This window comes from Xylanimonas protaetiae (assembly GCF_004135385.1).
Taxonomy (GTDB): Bacteria; Actinomycetota; Actinomycetes; order Actinomycetales; family Cellulomonadaceae; genus Xylanimonas; species Xylanimonas protaetiae.
Map to the genome: position 1 here is coordinate 37,509 of NZ_CP035493.1, position 22,209 is coordinate 59,717.

The 22,209-nt window shown below is 76.1% G+C and carries 21 protein-coding genes and 1 pseudogene; 10 read left to right on the forward strand and 12 right to left on the reverse strand.

All coding sequences use genetic code 11. The features are described 5' to 3' along the window. Nucleotides 1-18 precede the first annotated feature (18 nt). Nucleotides 19-774, forward strand: coding sequence for a class I SAM-dependent methyltransferase (locus tag ET471_RS00225; RefSeq protein ID WP_129186067.1), 756 nt, complete (start codon nt 19-21; stop codon nt 772-774). On the opposite strand, the gene ET471_RS19050 is transcribed toward ET471_RS00225, so the two are convergent. From ET471_RS19050 to ET471_RS00235, 3 genes and pseudogenes are all read right to left on the reverse strand, one after another. Continuing rightward, entirely contained in the window at nt 743-946 is a 204-nt protein-coding gene (locus ET471_RS19050) for an ATP-binding protein (RefSeq protein ID WP_425356585.1), read from the reverse strand. The genes ET471_RS00225 and ET471_RS19050 overlap by 32 nt on opposite strands. A gap of 374 nt (nt 947-1,320) precedes the next feature. After that, nucleotides 1,321-2,379, reverse strand: a pseudogene (locus ET471_RS19055) (HAMP domain-containing protein); the annotation flags it as partial. Nucleotides 2,380-2,528: 149 nt separating this feature from the next. Then, a complete protein-coding gene (locus ET471_RS00235) occupies nt 2,529-3,299 on the reverse strand; it encodes a response regulator transcription factor (RefSeq protein WP_207207304.1) in 771 nt (256 codons plus the stop codon). 101 nt (nt 3,300-3,400) lie between these two features. Here ET471_RS00235 and ET471_RS00240 point away from each other — a divergent pair, with 101 nt between their 5' ends. The 4 genes from ET471_RS00240 to ET471_RS00255 are packed head-to-tail and all read left to right on the forward strand — an operon-like array spanning nt 3,401 to nt 7,120. Further along, complete coding sequence (locus tag ET471_RS00240) at nt 3,401-4,105, forward strand: hypothetical protein (protein ID WP_129186068.1); 705 nt, start codon at nt 3,401-3,403, stop codon at nt 4,103-4,105. After that, on the forward strand, nt 4,102-5,274 hold the full coding sequence (locus tag ET471_RS00245) for a peptidoglycan-binding domain-containing protein (RefSeq protein ID WP_129186069.1): 1,173 nt from the start codon (nt 4,102-4,104) through the stop codon (nt 5,272-5,274). The genes ET471_RS00240 and ET471_RS00245 overlap by 4 nt, the downstream gene beginning before the upstream one ends. Continuing rightward, nucleotides 5,271-5,936, forward strand: coding sequence for an ABC transporter ATP-binding protein (locus ET471_RS00250; protein WP_129186070.1), 666 nt, complete (start codon nt 5,271-5,273; stop codon nt 5,934-5,936). Before ET471_RS00245 ends, ET471_RS00250 begins: the two co-directional genes overlap by 4 nt. Next, nucleotides 5,933-7,120, forward strand: coding sequence for an ABC transporter permease (locus ET471_RS00255; RefSeq protein WP_129186071.1), 1,188 nt, complete (start codon nt 5,933-5,935; stop codon nt 7,118-7,120). Before ET471_RS00250 ends, ET471_RS00255 begins: the two co-directional genes overlap by 4 nt. Nucleotides 7,121-7,406: 286 nt before the next feature. Here ET471_RS00255 and ET471_RS00260 read toward each other — a convergent pair whose 3' ends face one another. The 7 genes from ET471_RS00260 to ET471_RS00290 all read right to left on the reverse strand — a co-directional run bounded on the left by ET471_RS00260 (nt 7,407) and on the right by ET471_RS00290 (nt 13,896). Beyond that, a complete protein-coding gene (locus tag ET471_RS00260) occupies nt 7,407-8,240 on the reverse strand; it encodes an HAD family hydrolase (RefSeq protein ID WP_242496354.1) in 834 nt (277 codons plus the stop codon). Next, nucleotides 8,233-9,663, reverse strand: coding sequence for a glutamate--tRNA ligase (gene gltX, locus ET471_RS00265; protein ID WP_129186072.1), 1,431 nt, complete (start codon nt 9,661-9,663; stop codon nt 8,233-8,235). The genes ET471_RS00260 and gltX overlap by 8 nt, the downstream gene beginning before the upstream one ends. Before the next feature lie 241 nt (nt 9,664-9,904). Further along, nucleotides 9,905-10,786: a hypothetical protein gene (locus ET471_RS00270; protein WP_129186073.1), complete on the reverse strand. Its 882-nt coding sequence runs from the start codon at nt 10,784-10,786 to the stop codon at nt 9,905-9,907. A gap of 349 nt (nt 10,787-11,135) precedes the next feature. Further along, on the reverse strand, nt 11,136-11,780 hold the full coding sequence (locus tag ET471_RS00275) for a methyltransferase domain-containing protein (RefSeq protein WP_129186074.1): 645 nt from the start codon (nt 11,778-11,780) through the stop codon (nt 11,136-11,138). A gap of 9 nt (nt 11,781-11,789) precedes the next feature. Further along, on the reverse strand, nt 11,790-12,260 hold the full coding sequence (locus ET471_RS00280) for a hypothetical protein (RefSeq protein WP_129186075.1): 471 nt from the start codon (nt 12,258-12,260) through the stop codon (nt 11,790-11,792). A gap of 5 nt (nt 12,261-12,265) precedes the next feature. Then, nucleotides 12,266-13,048, reverse strand: coding sequence for a fumarylacetoacetate hydrolase family protein (locus ET471_RS00285; protein ID WP_129186076.1), 783 nt, complete (start codon nt 13,046-13,048; stop codon nt 12,266-12,268). Between the two features lie 35 nt (nt 13,049-13,083). Then, nucleotides 13,084-13,896 (reverse strand): methyltransferase domain-containing protein, encoded by an 813-nt coding sequence (locus tag ET471_RS00290; RefSeq protein WP_129190576.1) that lies wholly within the window; start codon nt 13,894-13,896, stop codon nt 13,084-13,086. Nucleotides 13,897-14,116: 220 nt separating this feature from the next. Between ET471_RS00290 and ET471_RS00295 the strand changes: the two genes are divergently transcribed. Further along, nucleotides 14,117-15,310, forward strand: a complete 1,194-nt coding sequence (locus ET471_RS00295) for a heparan-alpha-glucosaminide N-acetyltransferase domain-containing protein (protein WP_129186077.1) — start codon at nt 14,117-14,119, stop codon at nt 15,308-15,310. 10 nt (nt 15,311-15,320) lie between these two features. Further along, the gene (locus ET471_RS00300) at nt 15,321-16,442 is read left to right on the forward strand and encodes an FAD-dependent monooxygenase (RefSeq protein ID WP_165350335.1); all 1,122 of its coding nucleotides are present in this window, start codon (nt 15,321-15,323) and stop codon (nt 16,440-16,442) included. Here ET471_RS00300 and ET471_RS00305 read toward each other — a convergent pair. Continuing rightward, nucleotides 16,439-17,053 (reverse strand): GNAT family N-acetyltransferase, encoded by a 615-nt coding sequence (locus ET471_RS00305; protein WP_165350336.1) that lies wholly within the window; start codon nt 17,051-17,053, stop codon nt 16,439-16,441. The genes ET471_RS00300 and ET471_RS00305 overlap by 4 nt on opposite strands. Continuing rightward, nucleotides 17,050-17,649, reverse strand: coding sequence for a TetR/AcrR family transcriptional regulator (locus ET471_RS00310; RefSeq protein WP_129186079.1), 600 nt, complete (start codon nt 17,647-17,649; stop codon nt 17,050-17,052). Before ET471_RS00310 ends, ET471_RS00305 begins: the two co-directional genes overlap by 4 nt. Nucleotides 17,650-17,805: 156 nt before the next feature. On the opposite strand from ET471_RS00310, the gene ET471_RS00315 reads away from it, so the two are divergent. Genes ET471_RS00315 through ET471_RS00325 form a run of 3 tightly spaced genes read left to right on the forward strand, consistent with a single transcriptional unit; the run spans nt 17,806 to nt 22,207 of the window. Continuing rightward, a complete protein-coding gene (locus ET471_RS00315; RefSeq protein ID WP_129186080.1) occupies nt 17,806-18,705 on the forward strand; it encodes a 3-methyladenine DNA glycosylase in 900 nt (299 codons plus the stop codon). Between the two features lie 53 nt (nt 18,706-18,758). Next, nucleotides 18,759-19,517: an aminoglycoside 3'-phosphotransferase gene (locus ET471_RS00320; protein ID WP_129186081.1), complete on the forward strand. Its 759-nt coding sequence runs from the start codon at nt 18,759-18,761 to the stop codon at nt 19,515-19,517. Nucleotides 19,518-19,528: 11 nt separating this feature from the next. Next, the gene (locus tag ET471_RS00325; RefSeq protein ID WP_129186082.1) at nt 19,529-22,207 is read left to right on the forward strand and encodes a DEAD/DEAH box helicase; all 2,679 of its coding nucleotides are present in this window, start codon (nt 19,529-19,531) and stop codon (nt 22,205-22,207) included. Nucleotides 22,208-22,209 lie beyond the last annotated feature (2 nt).

The window sequence follows — 22,209 nt, forward strand, 5'->3', positions numbered from 1 at the left end:
GGGCGGCAGGATCGGACCATGAGCCTCCCGGACCCGCACGACCACGCGACGCGTGCCGCGTCGTTCAGCACCGGCGCCAGCAGCTACGCCGCCGTGCGGCCCTCGTACCCCGACGCCGCCGTCGACTTCCTGGTCCCCGCGGGAACGCGGCGCGTGCTCGACCTCGCCGCCGGGACCGGCAAGCTCACCGCGTCCCTCGTCGCGCGCGACCTCGACGTCGTCGCCGTCGAGCCGTCGGCGCCCATGCTCGCGCAGCTCGAGGCCGCGCTGCCGGGCGTCGAGACCCACATCGCCACCGCCGAGGCCATCCCGCTGGCCGAGGGCACGGTCGACGCCGTCGTCGTCGGGCAGGCGTGGCACTGGTTCGACGAGCGAGCAGCATCGGCCGAGACGGCGCGCGTGCTGCGCCAGGGCGGCACGCTCGGGATCGTGTGGAACGACCGGGACACGTCCGTCGACTGGGTCGCCCGGTTCGGCGAGATCCTGCACCGGGGCGATCGTCTCGAGCCGGGCGCCGAGCACGTCGCGCCAGCGCTCGGCCCGGAGTACGGCGACCTCGAGGTCGCCGAGGTCCGCTGGACCGACGAGATCGCGACCGCGGCGCTGCGCCCCCTGGCGGCGTCGCGCAGCTACCTCCTCACGCTGCCCGAGGCGGAGCGCGAGGCGCTGCTGGCGGCGGTGGACGAGCTCGCGGCGACGCACCCCGACCTCGCGGGGCGGAACCGGGTGGCGCTCCCCTACGTCACTCACGCCTACCGCGCGCGGCGTCGCTGACCGCGTCCCTCGACCCGGGCGCTCCCGGCAGCGTGAGCGTGAACGCCGAGCCCACGCCGGGCTCGCTGCTGACGTGCACCGTCCCGCCGTGCAGCTGCGCGACCTGACGCACGATGGCGAGCCCAGGCCCGTGCCCCCTGTGCCGCGCGTCCGCGAGCGGTCGGCCCGCCAGAACCGCTCGAACACGTGGGGCACGTCGTCGGGGGCGATGCCCTCGCCCGTGTCCCGGACCTCGACCTCAGTGCCCGCGGCCGTCCCGCGGCCCTCGACCGTCACGGTGCCGCCGTCCGGGGTGTGCCGGACGGCGTTCGCCACGAGGTTGGCGACCGCCTGACGCAGCCGCACCGGGTCGGCGTCGGCCACGAGGCCCGGGGCGGCGCGGGCTGCCAGGTGCACGCCCTTGCCCGCCGCGACCGCGCCGTGCGCCCGCACCACCTGGTCGAGCAGCGCCCCCACGTCGACGGGCTCGCGGTGCAGGCGCAGCTCGCCGGCGTCCGCGAGCGCGAGGTCCTGGAGGTCGGCGACCACGTGCTGGACGTGCACGGCGTCCTCGTGCAGCGAGTCGACCAGGTCCCGGTCGATGGGGGTCAGGCCGTCCTGCGCCGCCTCCAGCCAGCCGCGCACGCTGCTCAGGGGCGTGCGCAGCTCGTGCGCGACGTCGCCGACCATGGTGCGCCGCAGCCGCTCCTGCTCACCGCGCCGGGCCGCGAGCGTGTTGAACGCCGCCGCGACGTCGCCGATCTCGTCGCGGCTGCGCACGACGGCCCGGGCGGCGTCATCGCCGTCGGTCATGCGGCGGGCGGCGCCCGCGAGCTCGCGCAGGGGCCGCGTGATCCGCAGCCCGACGACGACGCTCACACCCGCCGCCACGGCGAGCACCAGCGCGGCGATCCCGGCGATCCGCACCCGGCTGCGCGTCGAGAGGTCGAGGAACGTGCTGGCCACGGGCTCACGGCCCGTGACGAACAGCCGCACGGGAGGTGCGACCGGTGCTGCGTCGGCCGCCGGTCGGGGCGCGGCGGCGGCCTCGGTCTCGGGAGCGGTCGGTCCGGCGTCGGTCTCCACGCCGGGAGCGGCGGCGTCGGTCTCCAAGCCGGGCGCTGCAGCGGCCTGCGCCGCCTCGGCCTCGCGCGCGGCGGCGGCCCGCTCGCGCGAGACGTCGAGGCCGGGCGTCGCGACCACGTCGTCGCGGCCGCGCTCCGGCGACGGCGACGGTGCAGGCGACGGCGACGGCGACGGCGACGCCGACTCGCGGCCCGGGGCGTGCTGCAGCAGCCCCCAGTCCACCTGGTGCGGGTCGACGATGACGCGCGTGTCGGCGAGGTCGACGGCGGCGGGGCGTGCCGCGGGCTCGGAGTCGGCGACCAGTGCACCGGCCGTGTCCGTGAGCACGATGCGGTACCCCGTCCGGTCCGCGAGCCGGGTCAGCACCGGCTGCACGCCGGACCAGTCCGGGTGCGCCGCGGCCCAGGACAGCAAGGCGTCGTACACGACGGCGTCGTCGCGCAGCGTCTGGCCGTTGACCTGCTCGATCGCGGCGTCGGTGCTGCGCAGCACGAGCCACGCCGTCGCGCCGACCGACACGGCGCACACCGCCAGCGACATGGCCAGCAGCCGCGTGACGAGGCTGCGCCGGGCGGGCACCCGGGCGGCTGACGCGCGGGAGGTCGACACCGGGGAAGTCGACGCCGGGGAGGCCGGCGTCTCGGGGCCCGCCCCCGACCCCGCGGCACGGGACGCCGGCGCGCTCGACGTCACGGTGCGCCCCCGGCGAGCTTGTAGCCGACGCCGTACACCGTGACGACAGCGGGCGTCGCGTCCGCCGCGCCGTCCGCGGCGGTGGCGAGCTTGCGGCGCACGTTCATCACGTGCATGTCGACCGTCCGGCGCGAGACGTAGCGGTCGGTGCCGTACAGGTCCTGCAGGAGCTGCTCGCGCGTGAACGCCCGCCCCGGCGCGGCCGCGAGCAGGCTCAGCAAAGCGAACTCGCCGGGCGTGAGGTCCACGAGGACGTCGCCGACGTGCACCTCGTGCCGCACGGCGTCGACGCGCAGGCGGCCCACGACGTGAACGCGCTCCGATGCGCCCGCCGCGCCTACGGCGCCCGTCGCGCCCGTCGCAGCGAGCGTGCCCCCGCCGGTGGGCGCCGGGCGCGTCCGGCGCGCGAGCGCGCGCACGCGGCCCATGAGCTCGCGCGGGCTGTACGGCTTGGCGACGTAGTCGTCGGCCCCCAGGTCGAGGCCGAGGAGCAGGTCGTCCTCCGCGGAGCGCGCGGTCACCATGAGGATCGGCAGGCCCGACAGCGCCGGGTCGGGGTCGGCGCGCAGGATACGGGCCACGTCCAGCCCGCCGACGCGCGGCAGCATGACGTCCAGGACCAGCACGTCGGGCGGCTCGCGCCGGACCGCCTCCAGGGCCTCGCGCCCGTCGCCGACGACCGTCACGGCGTGCCCGTCCGCCTGCGCGTACAGGCGCAGGAGCTCGGCCTGCTTGGGGTCGTCCTCCGCGACCAGGAGCCGTGACACGTCGTCAGGATAAGGACGACGCGGCCCCGCCGGGCAGGCATGACGGCCGCCTCACCGGATCCTGACAAGTCCCTGACATCGGCTTCCTAGCGTCCGGGGCCATGAGACGCACACCCCTCCTCCTCGTCCTGGCCGTCGCGGCGCTGCTCGCCGCCTGCACGCCGGCACCGTCCGGCCCGCCCGTGGCGTCGCTCCGCGCGCCGTCCGGGGCCGCACCGTCGCTCCCCGCGTCACCACCGCCCACCGGGGCACCCGACGCCGGAGCCGACACCGCACCGCCGCCCGACTCCTCGTCCCCTGGGGGCGTCCCGCCCTCGGGTGAGGATCCCACCGGAGGCGTCCCGCCCGCGGGCGACGCCCCCGCAGGCGGCGCCCAGCCGCAGCGCCGGCTCGACGACTCGCCCGAACGGGAGGCCGCGCTGTGGAACGCCTACCACCAGTGCCTGCTCGACCACGGCGCGCAGCGGAACACCGCCCGCGAAGCGGCGGCCGCGCCGGCCGGCGCCCCGGGTCCCGAGATCATCAGCGTCCTGGACCCCGTGCCCGCCGAGGCCGAGGCCGCGTGCACGCACGCGTTCCCGCTGATGCCTCCCGAGCTCGACCCCGACCGCAACCCGCACTACCGGGACGACTTCCTCGCCCAGGTGGCCTGCATGCAGGACCGGGGCGCGCCCGTGCACCTCACGAAGGACTCCGGCGACCCGACCCTGCCGTCGTGGACGTACGACGACGGCGCCCAGGTCCCCGCCGACCTCGCCCAGATCGAGCACGACTGCGAGCTTGAGGCGTTCGGGGGCACGCCGTGAGCCGGCGGCGCCGGGCGCTCGCCGTCGGGGTCGCGGCGGTGGTCGTCGCGGGGCTCGGCGGCGCCTGGCTCGTGCTGCCGCGCGGCGCTGGCGCGGGGGCCCCGGCGGCGACATCCGCGCCACCGCCCACGGTGGCCGTCGTGCGGACCGACCTGGCCGACCGCCAGGTCGTCCCGGCGGTGCTGGGCTTCGGCACGCCGACGACGGTCTCCGGCCACGGGACCGGCACCGTGACCGCGCTGCCCGCACCGGGGACCGTCGTGAACGCGGGCCAGACGCTCTACCGCGTGGACGACCGGCCCGTCACGCTCTTCGTCGGCGCGACACCGTTCTTCCGCACGCTGTCCGTGGCCCCGCCGCCCGGCGGTGGGTCGGGCGGGTCCGGCGACGGCTCCAGCGGGTCGGACGGGTCGGACGGGTCAGGCGGGTCCGGCGGGCCGGGCGGCTCCGGCGACGGCGCCTCGTCGTCGGGCGCCGTCGACGTCCAGGGGCGCCCGACCGGTGGCGACGTGGCGGTGCTCAAGGCGAACCTCGAGGCGCTCGGCTACCCGGTCGGCACGCGCACGGACCCCGTGTACACCCAGGCAGTCGCGGCCGGGGTGCGGGCGTGGCAGAAGGACACGGGGCTGCCCGTGACCGGCAGCTTCGACCCCGCGTGGGCGGTGGTGCTGCCGACGTCGGTGCGGGTCGAGGCGGTGTCGGTCGCGCCCGGCGCGGACGCCGACGGGCCGCTCATGACGGTGACGCCGACGACCCGGCTCGTCACGGTCACGCTCTCGCCCGTGCAGGGCGCCGCCTTCCCGGTGGGGACCGCGGTGACGGTCCTGCTCGCCGACGGCACCCGGGTCCCGGCGACGGTCGCCGCCGTCGCGACGACGCAGGGCCCGGACGGGACCGCGCAGGCCACGGCGACCGTCACGGCGGACGACCCGGCCGCGCTCGACGCGGCGACGTCGGACGCGGTGCGCGTCGAGCTCACCGGGCAGACGCGCTCGCAGGTGCTCGCCGTCCCGGTGTCGGCGCTGCTCGCGCTCGCGGGCGGCGGCTACGCGCTCCAGGAGGCCGACGGCACGCTGGTCGCGGTGACGACCGGCCTGTTCGCAGACGGGCTCGTCGAGGTCTCGGGCGACGGTGTCGTCGAGGGCCAGCAGGTGGTGGACGCGCGATGAGCGCCGTCGAGCTGACCGGGGTCACCAAGGCCTACCCCGGCGGGGTGACGGCCCTCGACGACGTCTCGCTCACCGTCGAGGACGGGGAGCTGCTCGCCGTCGTCGGCGCGTCCGGGTCGGGCAAGTCGACGCTGCTGCACCTCATGGGCACGCTCGACCGCCCCAGCCGGGGCCGCGTCACGGTCGACGGCGTCCGCACCGACCGGCTCGGCGACCGGGCGCTGTCCGGGCTGCGGGCGCGGCGGCTCGGGTTCGTGTTCCAGCAGTCGTTCCTCGCCGACCGCCTCACGGCCGTGCAGAACGTCGCCGCCGGCCTCCTGTACGCCGGGGTTCCGCGCGGACGCCGGGACGCGCTGGCGGCCGCGGCGCTCGACCGGGTGGGGCTGGCGCACCGTGCCGGCCACCTGCCGCACGAGCTGTCCGGGGGCGAGCGCCAGCGTGTCGGCATCGCGCGGGCGCTGGTCGCCTCGCCCGCCCTCGTGCTGGCCGACGAGCCGACCGGCGCGCTCGACTCGGCGAACGGCGCCGCCGTCGTCGCCCTGCTGCGCGAGCTGCACGCCGCCGGGACGACGATCGCCGTCGTCACGCACGACGCCGCGGTCGCCGCGGCGTTCCCCCGGCGGGTGGTGCTGCGCGACGGACGGGTGGTGAGCGACCGATGAGGATCACGCTGCGGGACCTGCTCGCGCTCGGGGTCCGGGGGGTCACCGGGCGGCCCGGCCGCGCGGCGCTGTCCGCGCTCGGCATCGCGATCGGCGTCACGACGCTCGTCGTCGTGACGGCGATCCCGGCGTCGGGCCAGCGCGCCCTCCTGGCGGAGCTGACGCGGCTGGGCACCGACCTGCTGGAGGTCGACGCCGCCACGCCGAGCGGCGGAGACCCGGTCCTGCTGCTGCCCGAGGCGGCGGAGATGGCCCGTCGCGTCGGCCCCGTGACCGGCGCCAGCGCCGTCGCGAACACGCAGGCGTCGGTCCGGCGGTCCGACGTCGCCGGCGAGGGCTCCGGCGTCGGCGTGGCCGTGCTCGCCGCGCAGGACGACCTGCTCGGCGTCATCCACGCGCGCACGGCCGACGGCCGGTTCCTCGACGCCGCGACCTCCGGGTACCCCACCGTCGTGCTGGGCGCGCAGGCCGCCGCGTGGCTCGGCCTGACGCGCCTGCCCGACGACGGACCGGCGCCGCAGGTGCTCATCGGTCCACGGTGGTTCACCGTGATCGGGGTCCTGGCGCCGGCGCCGCTCGTGCCCGCCGTCGACCAGGCGGCCCTCGTGGGCTGGGCGGCCGCGACCGACTACCTCGGGTTCGACGGGCACCCCACCGTCGTGTACGTGACGAGCCGCGAGGACGCCCTGGAGGACGTGCGGGCCGTGCTGCCCGCGACGGTCAGCCCGCAGCACCCGGGGCTCGTGCAGGTGTCCCGCCCGTCCGACGCGCTGGCGGCCAAGCGGCAGGCACAGAGCACGTTCTCAGGGCTGTTCGTGGGCCTCGCGGCGGTGTCGCTGCTGGTCGGCGGCCTCGGCGTGGCGAACACCATGGTGGTCTCCGTGCTGGAGCGGCGCCGCGAGATCGGCCTGCGGCGGGCGCTCGGCGCGACGCGGGGGCACGTGCGCGCCCAGTTCCTCACCGAGGCAGCGCTGCTGTCGGGCGGGGGTGGCGTGGCCGGCGCGGTCGTCGGGGTGGCCGCGGCCGCCGCGTACGCCCGGGCGCGCGGGTGGCCGGTCGTCGTGCCGCCGACGGCGGTCGGGCTCGGGCTCGCGGTGGCCGTCGTCGTCGGCGTGGCCGCCGGGCTGTACCCGGCGGTGCGGGCGGCGCGGCTGTCCCCCACGGAGGCGCTGGCGACGGCGTAGCCGGGGCGCGCCGCGGCCGGTGACCGCGTCGCCGCGGCTTGCGGGCGCTGGCGTAGCCCGGGCGCCCGACAGCGCGTCGCGCCCGACAGCGCGTCGCGCCCGACAGCGCGTCGTGCCCGGCAGCGCGTCGTGCCCGGGCGCCCGGCAGCGTGCCGTGGCCGGCGCGCCCCGGCTGGCCCGTCCCGCCGTCGGCGCGGTCTGCCCGCGGGCCGCCCCGCCGCCAGGCCGCGCCGACGGCACCGACAACGGGCGCGACGACTGGCAGCTCGCGGCCGGCGGGACCGGCCTACAGGCCGAGCACCCCGCCCAGCTCGTCGAGCCCCGTGATGCGGTGCACGCCGGGGTGTGCGGCGTCGTCGGGCGTGCCCGCACTGGGACCCCCGCGGCGTACGCCCGGGCGGTCGAGCCACACGCCCACGAGGCCGGCCTCGGCCGCGGCGCGCGCGTCGACGTCGGGCTCGTCGCCGACGTAGGCGGTGCGTGCCGGGTCGGTGCCCAGCAGGCGGCAGCCCTCGAGGAACACCTCGGGGCGGGGCTTGCCGAAGCCGAGCGTGTCGACGCCCACGAGCACCGGCACGCCCTCGACGCCGGAGGCGGCGAGCTTGGACTCCTGCAGCGCGACGCGCGCGTTGGTCACCGACCCGAGCAGCACGCCCGCGGCCTGCAGCGCCTTGAGCGCCGTGGCGACGTCGTCGTGCGCGCGCCAGGACGCCTGGAACGTGCCCCAGAAGACCTCGAGCCAGCCGGGGTAGGCGGCCTCGTCGACGCGCGGGCCGCCGAACGCGACGTGCAGCTCGTCGGCGCGCCGCCGGCGCTGCTCGTCGAAGCCGAGGTCGCCGCGCGTGTAGGCGCGGTAGTGGCCGTGCACGTCGTCGCGCCAGACGGCGAGCAGCTCGGGCTCGCGCTCGGGCGGCACGTGCGGCAGGAACGCGCGCCGGACAGCGCCCACGGCGGCCGCGAACGCGCCGCGCGTGTCGACGAGCGTGTCGTCGACGTCGAAGAGGACGGCGTCCACACGAACGGGCGTGGCCGCCGGGACGACGGCGCCAGCACCCGGCACGTGCGCCGCCGGGGCGGCGACGTCGCCGCGGGGAGCGGTCCGGGCGGGCATCTCAGCCATCGAGGCGCGCGATCGCGGCGTCGACCCGGGCCAGCACCTTCTCCCGGCCCAGCACCTGGAGCGACTCGAAGAGCGGCAGGCCGATCGTGCGGCCCGTCACCGCGACGCGCACGGGCGCCTGCGCCTTGCCGAGCTTGAGGCCGTGCTGCTCGCCGACGGCGGTGACGAGGTCCTTGAGCGGCTCGGCCTCCCACGGTTCGAGCGTCGCGAGGGCCGCGCGGGCGTCCGCGAGGAGCGCGGCGGCCGGCTCCTTCATGGCGCGGTTCCACGACTGCTCGTCCTCGACCGGCTCGTCGAGGAACAGGAAGTCGACGTTGGCCGTGATCTCGCTCAGCGTCGCGACACGGGTCTGCGCGAGCGGCGCGACGGCGTCGAAGGCGGCGGCGTCGAACTGCTCGGGCGTCCAGGGGGCGCGCGGGGCGTGGAGCCACGGGTCGACGGCGGCCTTGAACTCCGCCAGGGGCAGCGCCCGGATGTACTCCCCGTTGAACGCCGTCAGCTTCTTGACGTCGAAGAACGCGGAGGACGAGTTCACGTCGGCGATGTCGAACCGCTCGACGAGGGTCTCGAACGGCAGGATCTCCTCGTTGTTGCCGGGTGCCCAGCCGAGCAGCATGAGGTAGTTGACCATCGCGTCGGGCAGGATCCCGTCGGCCAGGTAGTCCTCGAGGGCCACCTTGTCGCGGCGCTTGGACAGCTTCTGCCGCTTCTCGTTGACGATGACGGGCAGGTGCGCCCAGGTGGGCGGCGTCTGCCCGAGCGCCTCCCACAGCAGCTGCTGCTTCGGGGTGTTGGGCAGGTGCTCCTCGCCCCTGATGACATGGCTGACGTGCTCATCCATGTCGTCGACGACGTTGGCGAGCAGGAACACGGGCGAGCCGTCGCCGCGCGCGACGACGAAGTCCTCCATCGCGGCGTTCGGGAAGGTGGGGTTGCCGCGGATCAGGTCGACGACGGCGGTCTCGCCGTCGTCGGGCGTGCGGAAGCGCAGGGCACGGCCGGGCTCGTACGTGAGGCCGCGGTCGCGGCAGAAGCCGTCGTAGCCGGTCTGGGCGTTGCCGGTGCGGGCGGCGACGTCGTCGCGCGTGCAGTCGCAGTAGTAGGCGTTGCCCTGGGCGTACAGGGTCGCGGCGGCCTCGGTGTGCAGCGCGACGTTCTTGGACTGGAAGTACGGGCCCTCGAACGTGGGGTCCTCGGCGTGCATGCCGAGCGACGCCATCGCGCTCAGGATGCCGTCGACCCACTCGGGCTTGTTGCGCGCGGCGTCGGTGTCCTCGATGCGCAGGACGAACGTGCCGCCGGCGTGCTTGGCCACGGCCCAGTTGAACAGCGCCGACCGCGCCCCACCGACGTGGAACATCCCGGTGGGCGAGGGAGCGAAGCGAACACGGACGGACGACGAGCCGGCAGCAGGAAGAGTCACGGACCCAGGCTACCGGGGCACCCCTCGCCCCGGCGCCGACCCTCCGCCTGGCCGCCCGGCGCCGGGGTGGGGCGGGGCGGGCGGGGCGGACCGGCGCCGATCGGACCGGGCCGCGACCGGTCGGAGAGCCGGGGCTGGCTGACCGGAGGAGGGCGGGGGGCACATCGTCGGTTGGTGGTCAGATCGTCGATCTGAACCGACGATCCGATCGGCAACCGACGATGAGAGGTCCCCATCCCCCTCATCGCGGCAGCAGGAGGCGGCGGTCTGGGCGGAGGGTGGCCGTCAGCGTGCTTGGGAAGCGGGCCAGCAGGCGGGCCGTCGCAGCGCGCACGTCGCGCGCGTCAGCGGCGACGAACCCGATGGGGCGGGCGCCGAGCGCCTCGGCGATCGCGTCCTCGCGCAGCTTCTCCTCGACGAGGGCGTCGCGCCCACGGTACTGCGGGCCGAACGACCCGTCGGTGTACTTGACGAGGCCGTCGAACTCCGCGAGGACGCCGTGCTCCGGCCAGCCGAGGTCCGCGCGGTACGTGCCCCGGTGCGTCTGCACCGGGTACTGGGTGCGCGGGCGGGGCAGGCCCGCCCGGAGCGCCAGGTACCGCACCCAGGTCTCCCACACCGACTCGGCGCCGGGGTCGGCGAGCCCGAGCACCAGCGCAGCCCTCGCCCTCCCGTTCGGTCTGGTCACCGCCGCGAGCAGCTCCGACACCTCGCCAGGGCGCAGGCCTTGCGTGAGCGCCGAGTCGGCGACGACGAGCGCCTCGAACGGTGGCAGCGTCAGCAGACAGTCCAGCACCGTCTGGGCGAGCGTCGTCACGGGCACACCGTCGATCTCGACACGCTCCGCCGGCAGTCCGACATGACGGGCGACGTCGCGAGCGCGCGTGCCGCCCGGGTTCGACACTTGCCTGATGTGCGTCTGCTCGGGGGTCGTCCAGAGCCCCAGGCGCCACATCAGCGCGGCGCTGGTGTGGCTCACGACGTGCGGGGCCCGGGTCTGCCGGTGCACGGCGTGGATCCGGCCGATCGCCAGCCGGCGCGCCTGCGTCGCCCGCGCACCGAGCGCGGGCGCGGCGTCGTCGGCGTCGTCGGCGCGGAGGAAGGCTCCCCGGCGCAGCCGCACCAGCTCCCCGCGGCGACCCGCCGCCGCACGTCGTTCGGATCCTCCTCGCGCACCAGCACGACCCCGTCGCTCACGCCCCCAGCCTGCCGCGCAACGCCGCCCCGCCCGGTCGCCCTGTGGAAAACCCCTCGCTCCGGCAGCCCCGCCACGGCGCCGCACATCGACGTCGTCAACCCGTCGCGGTCCGCTGTCCGGTCGGCTGTCCGGTCGGCGCACCGCGGTCAGATCGTCGAACTGTGCTCAGATCGTCGACCCAGGTCAACGATCTGACCGCCAACCGACGATCCGACCCCCGCAAGTCGACCGCACCGACCCGACCCCCGCCACCCGACCCCCGCCCCGGCACACCTCACGCCCGCGTCGTCACCACCAGCGTGAACACTCCCGCCCGCTCCCGGCGCGTCACCGTCAGCCCCTCCCGCTCCAGCACCGCCAGCAGGTCGCGCTCCGGGTGCACGGCGAAGCGCCACGACGTGCGCCGCCACCGGCCCGCCAGGGCGGACCCGCGCGCGAACAGCCGCAGCCACCAGGTGTCGCGCGGGTAGCTGAGCACCACGTGGCGGCGTGCGGCCCCGGCCGCGACGGCCAGCAGGCGGCCCGGGTCGGCGTAGCAGCACACCACCTTCATCAGGGCGACGACGTCGGCGGGCTCCGCGAGCCCGGGGCGTGCGGCGAGGTCTCCGGTCGCGCGCGACACCCGCGCGCTCAGCCCGGCCTGCGCCGCCAGGGAGGCGGCGACGTCGTCATAGCCCGGCGAGAGGTCCACCGCGGTGACGTGCGACGCCCCCGCGCGCAGCAGCTCGAGGCCGAGGTCGCCGATCCCGGCTCCGACGTCGAGCACGGTCTCGCCGCGCACCTCCCCCGCGCGGTACAGGTCGACGACCCGCTGCGGGTCCCGGGTCAGCCCGGACCGGCGGTACCGCGCGGCGTCCCGCCGGGCGACGCCGGCCGTGAAGACCCGGTCGTAGCCCTGCGGCTCGCAGCAGGAGTCCATCCGACGACGTTACCGGGACAGCGCACGCCGGTGCCCGAGGTGGATGCCCACGTGCCCGACACCGAGCACGAGCGCCGAGCCCACCAGCACCGGCAGGCGCCCGGAGACCCCGAGCAGCACGAAGGCCGCGACCGGCAGGCTCGCCAGGGGCACCGGCACGCCGGCGGCGCTCCGGTAGAAGTCGCGCACCGTGCGGGGGCTGCGGAAGTACCGCACCCAGCACGCCTCGTACGCGACCATGAGGGCCACCGCGGCGACGAGCCACAGCGACCACGCCGTCCACGGCCGCAGGTTGGTGTTCGCGAAGACGAGGGCGCTGGCCGTCGTCGCCACCTGGCCGACGCGTTCGAGCGCGACCAGCCAGCGGTTCTCGCCGCGGGGGTCGTAGCCGGTGGGCTTCGCCCGCGCCCACAGCAGGTTGGGCACGAACAGCCCGGCGAGGAAGACCGCGCCGACGACGGAGAAGCCCCAGTCGCCCACGGGCGTCAGTGCCGGCGGAACACCGGGTTGCTCATGGCGCCGACGCCCTCGACCTCGACCTCCATGCGGTCGCCGTGGTCGACGAGGCCGACGCCCGCGGGCGTGCCCGTGAGGATGACGTCGCCGGGCAGCAGCGTCATGGCCTCGGAGATGTAGGAGATGAGGAACGGGATGTCGAACACGAGGTCCGCCGTCCGCCCGTCCTGGCGCAACTCGCCGTTGACGTAGCTGCGCACGGCGACGTCCTCGGGGTCGAGGTCGGTGTCGATCCAGGGCCCCAGCGGGAGCGAGGTGTCGAAGCCCTTCGCGCGCGCCCACTGCCCGTCGGTGCGCTGCGCGTCGCGCGCGGTGACGTCGTTGGCGACGGTGTAGCCGAGCACGTAGGACAGCGCGCTCTCGGGCGTGACGTCCTTGCACACCTTGGAGATGACGACGGCGAGCTCGGCCTCGTAGGAGACCTCCTGCGTCCAGTCGGGCAGGATCACCGGGTCGTCGGGCCCGACGACGGCCGTGTTGGGCTTGAGGAACAGCAGCGGCGTCGTCGGCACCTCGCCGCCCATCTCGGCGGCGTGGTCGGCGTAGTTCTTGCCGACGCACACCACCTTCGAGCGCGGGATCACCGGCGCCAGGAGGCGCACCCCGTCGCCGAGCTCGATGCGTTCGCCGGTCGGCAGGGCCGGCATGTAGAGCGGGTCCCCGCCGAGCACGGCGAGGAACGTGCGGTCCCCCTCCTGCTGGACGAGGGCGTAACGGGGGTCGTCTCCGGTGGTGAACCTGGCGATGCGCACGGGGGGAGCCTACGACGACGCGCCGGCGTGCCGCGTCAGGCCCGCGCCAGGACCTCGCCGTGCAGGATCGCGAACCAGCCGTCGGGCGCCTGCGCCCAGGCCAGCCAGTCCTGCGCGAGCTGCTCGAGGGCGACGTCGTCGGCCATGCCGGACTCCTGCGCCTGGACGGCGAAGTTCGACGCGACGCAGCGCTCGGCCCACACCTGGCCCCACCACTGGCGGTCGGTCGGGGTGGCGTAGCACCACGACGACGCCGAGGGCACCATGTGCGCGACGTCGAAGCCGGCCTGCTGCACCCAGGAGAACAGGCGGCGGCCGGCGTCGGGCTCGAACCCGTACGTGTGCGTGACCTCGTGGTAGAGCGTGTTCCACTCGTCGAGGCCCGGGGACTCCGGGTACCAGGCCATGGCGGCGTAGTCGGCGTCGCGCACGGCGACGAGCCCGCCCGGCTTGGCGACGCGCTTCATCTCCTTGAGCGCGGCGACCGGGTCGGACAGGTGCTGGAGCAGCTGGTGGGCGTAGACGACGTCGAAGGTGTCGTCGTCGAACGGCAGCTCGTAGGCGTTGGCCTCCTCGAACCGCACGTTGTCGTAGCCCGCGGCGTGCTCGCGCGCGGCCTGCAGCACCTGGGGCGCGGCGTCGACGCCGACGACGTGGCCACCCGCCAGGACGCGCGCGAGGTCGACGGTGACGGTGCCCGGGCCGCAGCCGACGTCGAGCAGCGACATGTCGTCGCGCAGGTGCGGCAGCAGGAAGCCGGCGGAGTTCTGGGCCGTGCGGGCGCGGTGGGCGCGCAGCACGGACTCGTGGTGCCCGTGCGTGTAGGACTCCGACTCCTTGCTCGGCACGGTGTGGTGCGAGCTGGGCGCCTCGATCGCGTCGGTGAGGTCCGCGCCCGCGGGGGCCTCGGCGGTGCCGTTGGTGCGCCAGGTCTGCTCGCTCATGGGGCAACGCTAACCAGCGGAGGCGGTCGCCTCCTGCGCGGTCCCACGGTGCGGACGCCAGGTGAACGACGGGTGGCCGGGCAGGCCCCCGGCGGCGCCGCGGGCCGGGTGCGAGGATCGACGCATGCCGGTCAGCGCACCGCAGGGACCTCCCGCGTGGCGGGGGCGCCTGCTCGGCGGTCCCGGCCGCGTCCCGGGCGTCGACGTCGCCCGCGGGCTGGCGGTGCTCGGCATGTTCGCCGCGCACGTCGGGGTGACCACCGGCGACTGGTCGGAGCCGTCCGGCTGGCTGAGCCTGGCGCACGGGCGCTCGTCGATCCTCTTCGCCACGGTGGCCGGGCTCTCGCTCGCCCTCGTGACGGGGCGCGACCGGCCGCCCGAGGGCGACGCGCTCGTCCGGGCGCGGCTGCGGCTCGTGGTGCGGGCGGCCTGCCTGCTGGCCGTGGGCGCGCTCCTCGACCTGCTCGGTACGCGGGTGTACCTGATCCTCGGCTTCTACGCGGTCTACTTCGTGCTGGCCGTCCCGGTGCTCCGGTGGCCGCCGCGGCGGCTGGTCCGGGCGGCCGCCGTCGTCGCCGTCGTCGGGCCGCCGCTCGCCTTCTGGGGGCCGGAGGTGCTCGCCCGTGCGGGCCTGCGCCTGCCGCGCGACGGCGACGGCGCCGTGACCCACTTCCTGCTGACCGGCCACTACCCGGCCGTCGTGTGGATGGCGTACGTGCTCGTGGGACTCGCGATCGGGCGCAGCGCCGCGCTGACGTCGGCGGGGCCGCGCACGCTGCTCGTGCTGGGCGGGGCGGCGGCGTTCCTGCTGTCCTCGATGCTCTCGACCGGGCTCGTGGAGCAGGCGGGCGGCAGCGACGCCGTCCGCCAGGCGGTCACGGCGACGGAGAGCCGCTGGGTGCCGGAGCCGCACGCCTGGGGCGACCCGTGGCCGCCGGCCGAGGGCCAGCTCCTGGCGGGCCCGCACGACGACACGCTGCTCGAGGTGGTCGGGTCCGGCGGGTTCGCCGTCATGGTCGTGGGGCTGTGCCTGAGCGTCGGCCGCCTCGGGTCGCGCGTGCTGGCCCCGCTCGCCGCGGTGGGCTCGATGGCGCTCACGGTCTACACGCTCCAGATCGTCGCGATCTGGCGGTGGGACCTGCTCGACGCGACGACGAACGGTCCGCTCGCCGTCATGGTGCTCGTCGCGCTCGCGGCGGCGACGGCGTGGCGTGCCGCGCTGGGCCGCGGCCCTCTCGAACGGGTCGTGGGAGGGCTCGCCGATGCGGCAGCGTCGATCCCGCGCAGCGGCCGGGTGCGCGGCGCGCGGCCACGCTAGCCTCGCTGGCATGGAGTCGCCCACGGTCGTGCCGTTGCGGGTCGGGATCGTCGGGGCCGGCATCGCCGGGCTCGCGCTGGCCGGAGGGCTGCGCCGCCGGGGCCACGTGGTCGAGCTGTTCGAGAAGGCGCCGCGGCTCCTGGCCGTGGGCGCGGGCATCTCCCTGGCGAAGGGCGCCGTCAAGGCCCTCGACGAGCTCGGGCTCGGCGAGGACGTGCTGGGCGACGCCGTCGAGCGCCGCACCGCGGTCACGGCGCTGCTGCTGCGGCCCGACGGCTCCGCCGCCCTGCGCGTCCCCGCGAAGCGGCTCCACCTGGTGCCCATGACGCGCGCGGCGCTGCACGCCGCGCTGGCCGAGCACGCCGGCGACGTGCACCTGGGTGTCGAGGCGTCCGTCGTGGCGTCCGGTGCGCCCGTCGTCGTCGCCGACGGCGAGCGGCACGAGTTCGACGTCGTCGTCGCGGCCGACGGCGTCCGGTCGCCGTCGCGCGAGGTCCTGGGGCTGGACACGGGCCTGCGGTACGCGGGCTGGACCACGTGGCGGGGCGTGACGACCGACCCGTTCGACCTGCGCGGGCGCATGAGCGAGACGTGGGGCGGCGGCGCGATGGTCGGGCTGGTGCCCCTCATCGACGGCCGCGCCTACTGGTTCGCGGCGCAGCACGCGCCGCCCGGCGTGACGGTCGCGGACGCCCGGGCGGACGTGCTGGGCCGCTTCGGGCACTGGCACGCGCCCATCCGGCACGTGGTGGAGGCGACGGACGCGGGCGGCGTCGTCCGCACCGACGCCTACGACCTCACGCACCCGCTCAGGACGTACGTGCACGGCCGGGTCGTGCTGGTGGGCGACGCCGCGCACGCCATGACCCCGAACCTCGGGCAGGGCGCCAACCAGGCGCTCGTGGACGCGGCCGCGCTGGCCGAGGCGCTCGACGACGCGGCCCGCGGCCAGGGCCTCGCGGCGGCGCTCGCGGGGTACGACAGGCACCGGCGTCGCCGGTCGCAGCGCGTCGCCGCCAACTCGCGGCTGCTCGGGCAGGTCGCGCTGGCCGAGGGCATCGGCGGCCGGACGCGTGAGCGGGTGCTCGGCACGCTCGCCACGCTCACGGGCGGCGCGCGCCGCGCACGCTAGGCGGAGGCTGCGGGGCGGGTCATCGCCGTCGCGACCGTGCCGTCGACGACGACGTCGTCGGTGCGCCGGAAGCCCCAGCGCTCGTAGAGGCGGCGGCTGCCGGGCGTGGTCGCCTCGAGGTAGGCGGGCAGCCGCGGCCCGGCGTCGATCGCCCCGAGCCGGTGGCGCAGCAGCGCGGACCCGGCGCCGAGGCCCTGCGCGGCGGGCGCCACGGCGATGTCGGCGAGGAACCAGTGCGGCGTGCGGGGACGGGCGGCGTCGAACGCGGACTGGGCGCGCAGCGACGCGGCGGCGTGCCGCAGCCCGATCGCGCGCAGCGTGCGCGGCACGTCGCGCACCTGCGTCCACCAGGGGGCGTGGCCGTCCGGTCCCTCCCACGCGGCGACGCCGACGACGCGGCCGCCGGGGTCGGCGCGGGCGACGTCGATCGCGCCGCCGTGCGCGGGCCCGTTGCGCAGGAGGGCGACGTGCAGGTCGGTGAGACGGCCGAGGCGGTCGTGGTCGCCACGCACGAAGGTGCGCAGCACGGGGTCGTCCAGCAGGGCGGCGGCGATGATGGCGGCACAGGCCTCGATCTCGCTCGGGTCGGCCTGGTCGATGTGGACGGTCACGTCGGGTTCTCCTGGGTGGCGGTGGTCGGGGGGAGGTCGAGGAGGCGGCGCGCGAGGTCGCGCGCGGCGGGCGTGCGGGCCGAGGCGAGGCCGAGGGCGGCCATGGTCCAGTGCCCGTACTCGAGGGCGACGACCTGGGCGGCCGTGGCGGCGACGCGTTCGGCGGGCCAGCCGGGCCGGTCGGCCGCGAGCGCCGCCGCCACGAACGCCTCGAGGCCCGCGTAGACGGCGTGGACCTCGGCGCGCAGCGCGTCGTCGAACCGGGCGGCGGCCACGACGGCGTCGACGCTCGCGTCCGCGTCGAGGTCGGGCGCCTGGTCGAACATGACGTGGACGACGTACTCGGTGGGGGTCAGGCCGAGCGCGGCGGCGCGGGCGAGGTCGGGCGCGCTGTAGCGCTCGACGAGCCGGGCGCGGAACCGTGCGACGAGCTCGGCCTTGTTGCCGGCGTAGTGGCGCACGTGGCTGCGGCTGAGGCCCGCCTCGCGGGCGACGTGCTCGAGAGTCAGGCCCTCGAGCCCGAACCGGGCGACGCAGCGGCCGACGGCGTCGAGGATCTGGGCGGTGCGCTCGGCGGCGACGCTCGGCCGGCCCATGCCCGCCCTCCTTCCGGTTGTTTGTCGGTTCGGACAATCTATCGACCGGGACGGCGGCCGGAGCGGCGCACGGCTGCCGGGCACCGGCGTCCTGGCGCGTCCTGCACCCACCGCCGTCGCCGTCGGGCGTTCCCGGGCAGGAACTAGCCTGGGTCCATGCCCGTGCTCACCGCCGTCCTGCGCGACGCCGCCACGTGGCGCGCGTGCGCCACGGCGCACGCCGAGCGGGCCGACGCGCTGACCGCCGTCTGGCGGGCGGCGCACGACGCCGGGCGCAAGCACGCGGTCGAGGACTTCCTGTTCACGTACTACGCGACGCGCGTGGGCACGCTGCGGCGCTGGCACCCGGGCCCGGGCGCGGCGCTGGAGGTGCCGCCCGACGACGAGCGCCTCGCATGGCGCTGGCACCGGGCCACGGGCGACGGCGGCGTGACGCTCGACGCCGCCGCCTACCTCGCCGAGCGCGGCGACACGGTTCGCTGGGTGCGCGGCTTCGTCGCCGCGACGGCGTCGCGGGCCGGGACGTTCGGCTGCTTCGGGCTGCACGAGTGGGCGATGGTCTACCGGGACGCCGCCACGGGCCGGGACCACCGCCACCCCCTGCCCCTGCGCCTGGGCGGCGACGGCACCGACGCCGTCGTGGCCGGGCACCGCGTCACGTGCTCGCACATCGACGCGTTCCGGTTCTTCACCCCGGAGGCCCGGCCGCTCAACGCCCTCCAGCCGACGCGCGAGACGCAGGCGGCGATGGAGCAGCCCGGCTACCTGCACGCGGGGATGGACCTGTTCAAGTGGGCGCTCAAGCTCGGCCCGGCCGTGCCCGGCGACCTGCTGCTGGACGCCTTCGAGCTCGCCCGCGACATCCGCTACCTCGACATGCAGGCCTCCCCCTACGACGTCTCGGGCTACGGCCTGGACGCCGTCGCGGTCGAGACGCCCGCGGGCAAGGCCGAGTACGTGCGCCGCCAGCGCGGGTTCGCCGAGCGCGGCCAGGCGGTGCGCGCGCGGCTCGTCGCGGCGTGCGACGCCGTGCTCGCGGCGGCGGCGGCCGCCTGACCGGTGGGCGCCGCGCACCGCGGCGCCGGCCGCGCCGCGCTAGCGTCGCCGTCATGACCGCGCCGACCGAGGAGGTCCCTGTCCCCGCGTCCGTCGAGCGGCTCGCGGCGGGCGGCCGCGTCACGCCCGTGTGGGTCAACGAGCGCGGCGGCGTCACGTTCCGCGTCGACGACTGCGACAACGACGGCGACGACGACGGCGCGCGCTACGTCAAGTGGAACCCCGCCTCGACGGGCCTCTCGCTCGCGGGCGAGGCCGTGCGGCTGCGCTGGGCCGCGCGCTGGACGCCGGTCCCGCGCGTGCTCGATCACCGGCGGGACGACGACGGCGCCGAGCTCCTCGTGACGGCCGCGCTCGACGGGCTCTCGGCCGTCGACCCGCGCTGGCTGCGCGAGCCCGCCACGGCCGCCCGCTCGCTGGGTGAGGGCCTGCGCGCGCTGCACGACGCGCTCCCCGTCGCCGGGTGCCCCTTCGACTGGGGCATCGACGAGCGCCTCACCCACCTCGACCCCGAGGCCGACACGGACGTGCGCGCGGCGCTCGCGGACCGGCCCGACGTCGACCACCTCGTCGTCTGCCACGCCGACGCCTGCGCGCCCAACACGCTGCTCGACGCCGACGGCCGGTGGACGGCCCACGTCGACCTGGGCCGCCTGGGCGTGGCCGACCCGTGGGCCGACCTCGCCGTGTGCGCCATGAGCACGGGGTGGAACTACGGGCCCGGCTACGAGCACCTGGTCTACGAGGGCTACGGCGTCGAGCCCGACGCCGCGCGCATCGCCTACTACCAGCTGCTGTGGGACAACACCTGATCTACGGGAGAATGGCTGGCGATGACCACCACGACCGCGGCACCCCGCCCCGCCGGGACGCTGATCCCGTACCTGCCCCCGCCCACCGGGAAGGCCCCGACGCCGACACGCTCTTCGAGGCGTACGCGCAGTGGGCCGCCGAGGGCGGCCGCCCCCTCTACCCGCACCAGGAGGAGGCGCTGCTGTCGGCGATGGTCGGCGAGCACGTCGTGCTCGCGACGCCGACGGGCTCGGGCAAGTCGCTCGTGGCGATGGGCGCCCAGTTCGCGGCGCTCGCCGCGCACCGCGCGGGCCGCGGCGGGCGCACCTACTACACGGCGCCCCTCAAGGCGCTGGTCAGCGAGAAGTTCTTCGACCTCGTCGCGGCGTTCGGCTCCAAGAACGTCGGCATGATGACGGGCGACTCGGCGGTCAACGCGGACGCACCGATCATCTGCTGCACCGCAGAGATCCTGGCCAACCTCGCGCTGCGCCGCGGCGCGGGCGACCCGGAGTCCGAGGACGCGATCGCCCAGGTCGTCATGGACGAGTTCCACTACTACGGCGACCCGCAGCGCGGCTGGGCCTGGCAGGTGCCGCTGCTGGAGCTGCCGCACACGCAGTTCGTGCTGATGAGCGCCACGCTGGGCGACACCACGGCGCTGCGCGAGGACCTCGGGACGCGGTCCGGCCGACCGGTCGCCGAGGTCACGGGCGCCGAGCGCCCCGTCCCGCTGACGTTCTCCTACGTGGTCGAACCGCTCGTCGAGGTGCTCGACGAGCTCGTCCAGACACGCCGCGCCCCGGTGTACGTCGTGCACTTCACGCAGAGGGACGCCGTCGAGCGGGCACAGTCGCTGCTGTCGATGAACGTCGCCACGAAGCCCGAGAAGGACGCCATCGCGGCCGAGCTGGGCGCGTTCCGGTTCGGCACGGGCTTCGGCAAGACGCTCTCGCGCCTGGTCCGGCACGGCGTCGGCGTGCACCACGCGGGCATGCTGCCCAAGTACCGCCGCCTCGTGGAGCGGCTCACGCAGAAGGGCCTGCTCAAGGTCGTCGCGGGCACCGACACGCTCGGCGTGGGGATCAACGTGCCGATCCGCACCGTGCTCATGACGGGCCTGGTGAAGTTCGACGGCGAGCGCATGCGACACCTCAGCGCGCGCGAGTTCCACCAGATCGCGGGCCGGGCCGGGCGCGCCGGGTTCGACACGATCGGCGAGGTGCTGGTCATGGCGCCCGAGCACGTCATCGAGAACCGGCGCGCGCTGGCCAAGGCCGGCGACGACCCGAAGAAGCTCAAGAAGATCGTCCGCAAGAAGGCCCCCGCCGGGTCGGTCAACTGGACCGACGCCACGTTCGAGCGCCTGCGCGACGCCGACCCCGAGCCGCTCTCGTCGCAGTTCCGGGTGTCGCACGCGATGGTGCTCAACGTGCTGGCCCGCACGCGCTCGGGCGAGCACGGGACCGCCGACCCCGTCGACGCGATGCGCCACCTGCTCACCGCCAACCACGACGCCGAGGGCGCCCGCGCGAACCACGTCCGCCAGGTGTTCCGCATCTACCGCTCGCTGCGGCAGGCGGGCGTCGTCGAGCGCGTCCGGGTCCCGGACGCCACGCGCCCGTCCGGCTGGCGGCCGTCGGTCCGGCTGACGGTCGACGTGCCCCGCGACTTCGCGCTCAACCAGACCCTGTCCCCCTTCGCGCTCGCCGCGATGGACCTCCTCGACGTCGAGTCGCCGACGCACGCGCTCGACGTCGTCTCCGTCATCGAGGCGACCCTCGACGACCCCCGGCAGATCCTCTACGGGCAGCAGAACGCCGCCCGCGGCGAGGCCGTCGCGGCCATGAAGGCCGAGGGCATCGAGTACGAAGAGCGCATGGCGCTGCTCGAGGACGTCAGCTGGCCCAAGCCGCTGGGCGACCTGCTCGAGCCGACGTTCGCGATCTACAAGCAGTCCAACCCGTGGGTCGCCGACGCCGAGCTCGCGCCGAAGTCGGTGGTGCGCGACATGGTCGAGCGCGCGATGACGTTCCAGGAGCTCGTCAGCCGCTACCAGCTCGAACGCACCGAGGGCGTCGTCCTGCGCTACCTCGCGGACGCCTTCCGCGCGCTGCGCCAGGTGGTGCCCGACGAGCACCGCACCGAGGAGGTCGCCGAGATCGTCGAGTGGCTGGGCGAGCTCGTGCGCAGCACCGACTCGTCGCTGCTCGACGAGTGGGAGCGCCTGGCCAACCCCGTGGACGACGACGTCGCCCTGTCCCTGCGGGACGAGGAGGACGAGGCACCGACCCGCCCCGTCACGGGCAACCCGCGCGCCTTCCGCCGCCTGGTCCGCAACGCCATGTTCCGCCTCGTGGAGCTCGCCGCGCGCGAGAGCTACGCCGCCCTCGGCTCCGCCTCGGGCACGAGCGCCTGGGACGCCGACGCGTGGGAGGACGCCCTCGACGACCTGTTCGTCGAGCAGGGCGACGACGCGATCGGCGTCGACGCCCCCGCGCGCGCGTCGGCGCTGCTGACGATCCTCGAGCCGGGCGCCGCCACCCCGGCAGGCGAGAAGGTCGAGCCGGGCACGTGGTGGGTCCGCCAGGTGCTCGACGACCTCGACGGCAACCACGACTGGGCCATCACCGCCCGCGTGGACCTCGCCGCGAGCGACGAGGCGGGCGCCGTCGTCCTCACGGTCCTGACGGTCGGCCCGCTCGGATGAGC

Excerpts from the sequence above, each read along its gene's own strand:
- ET471_RS00255 (WP_129186071.1), top strand. The coding sequence starts at position 5,933 with ATGAGGATCACGCTGCGGGACCTGCTCGCGCTCGGGGTCCGGGGGGTC.
- ET471_RS00315 (WP_129186080.1), top strand. The coding sequence starts at position 17,806 with ATGCCCGTGCTCACCGCCGTCCTGCGCGACGCCGCCACGTGGCGCGCG.
- ET471_RS00325 (WP_129186082.1), top strand. The coding sequence starts at position 19,529 with ATGGCTGGCGATGACCACCACGACCGCGGCACCCCGCCCCGCCGGGAC.
- ET471_RS00300 (WP_165350335.1), top strand. The coding sequence starts at position 15,321 with ATGGAGTCGCCCACGGTCGTGCCGTTGCGGGTCGGGATCGTCGGGGCC.
- ET471_RS00225 (WP_129186067.1), top strand. The coding sequence starts at position 19 with ATGAGCCTCCCGGACCCGCACGACCACGCGACGCGTGCCGCGTCGTTC.
- ET471_RS00275 (WP_129186074.1), bottom strand. The coding sequence starts at position 11,780 with ATGGACTCCTGCTGCGAGCCGCAGGGCTACGACCGGGTCTTCACGGCC.
- ET471_RS00295 (WP_129186077.1), top strand. The coding sequence starts at position 14,117 with ATGCCGGTCAGCGCACCGCAGGGACCTCCCGCGTGGCGGGGGCGCCTG.
- ET471_RS00240 (WP_129186068.1), top strand. The coding sequence starts at position 3,401 with ATGAGACGCACACCCCTCCTCCTCGTCCTGGCCGTCGCGGCGCTGCTC.
- ET471_RS00260 (WP_242496354.1), bottom strand. The coding sequence starts at position 8,240 with ATGGCTGAGATGCCCGCCCGGACCGCTCCCCGCGGCGACGTCGCCGCC.
- ET471_RS00320 (WP_129186081.1), top strand. The coding sequence starts at position 18,759 with ATGACCGCGCCGACCGAGGAGGTCCCTGTCCCCGCGTCCGTCGAGCGG.
- ET471_RS00250 (WP_129186070.1), top strand. The coding sequence starts at position 5,271 with ATGAGCGCCGTCGAGCTGACCGGGGTCACCAAGGCCTACCCCGGCGGG.
- ET471_RS00310 (WP_129186079.1), bottom strand. The coding sequence starts at position 17,649 with ATGGGCCGGCCGAGCGTCGCCGCCGAGCGCACCGCCCAGATCCTCGAC.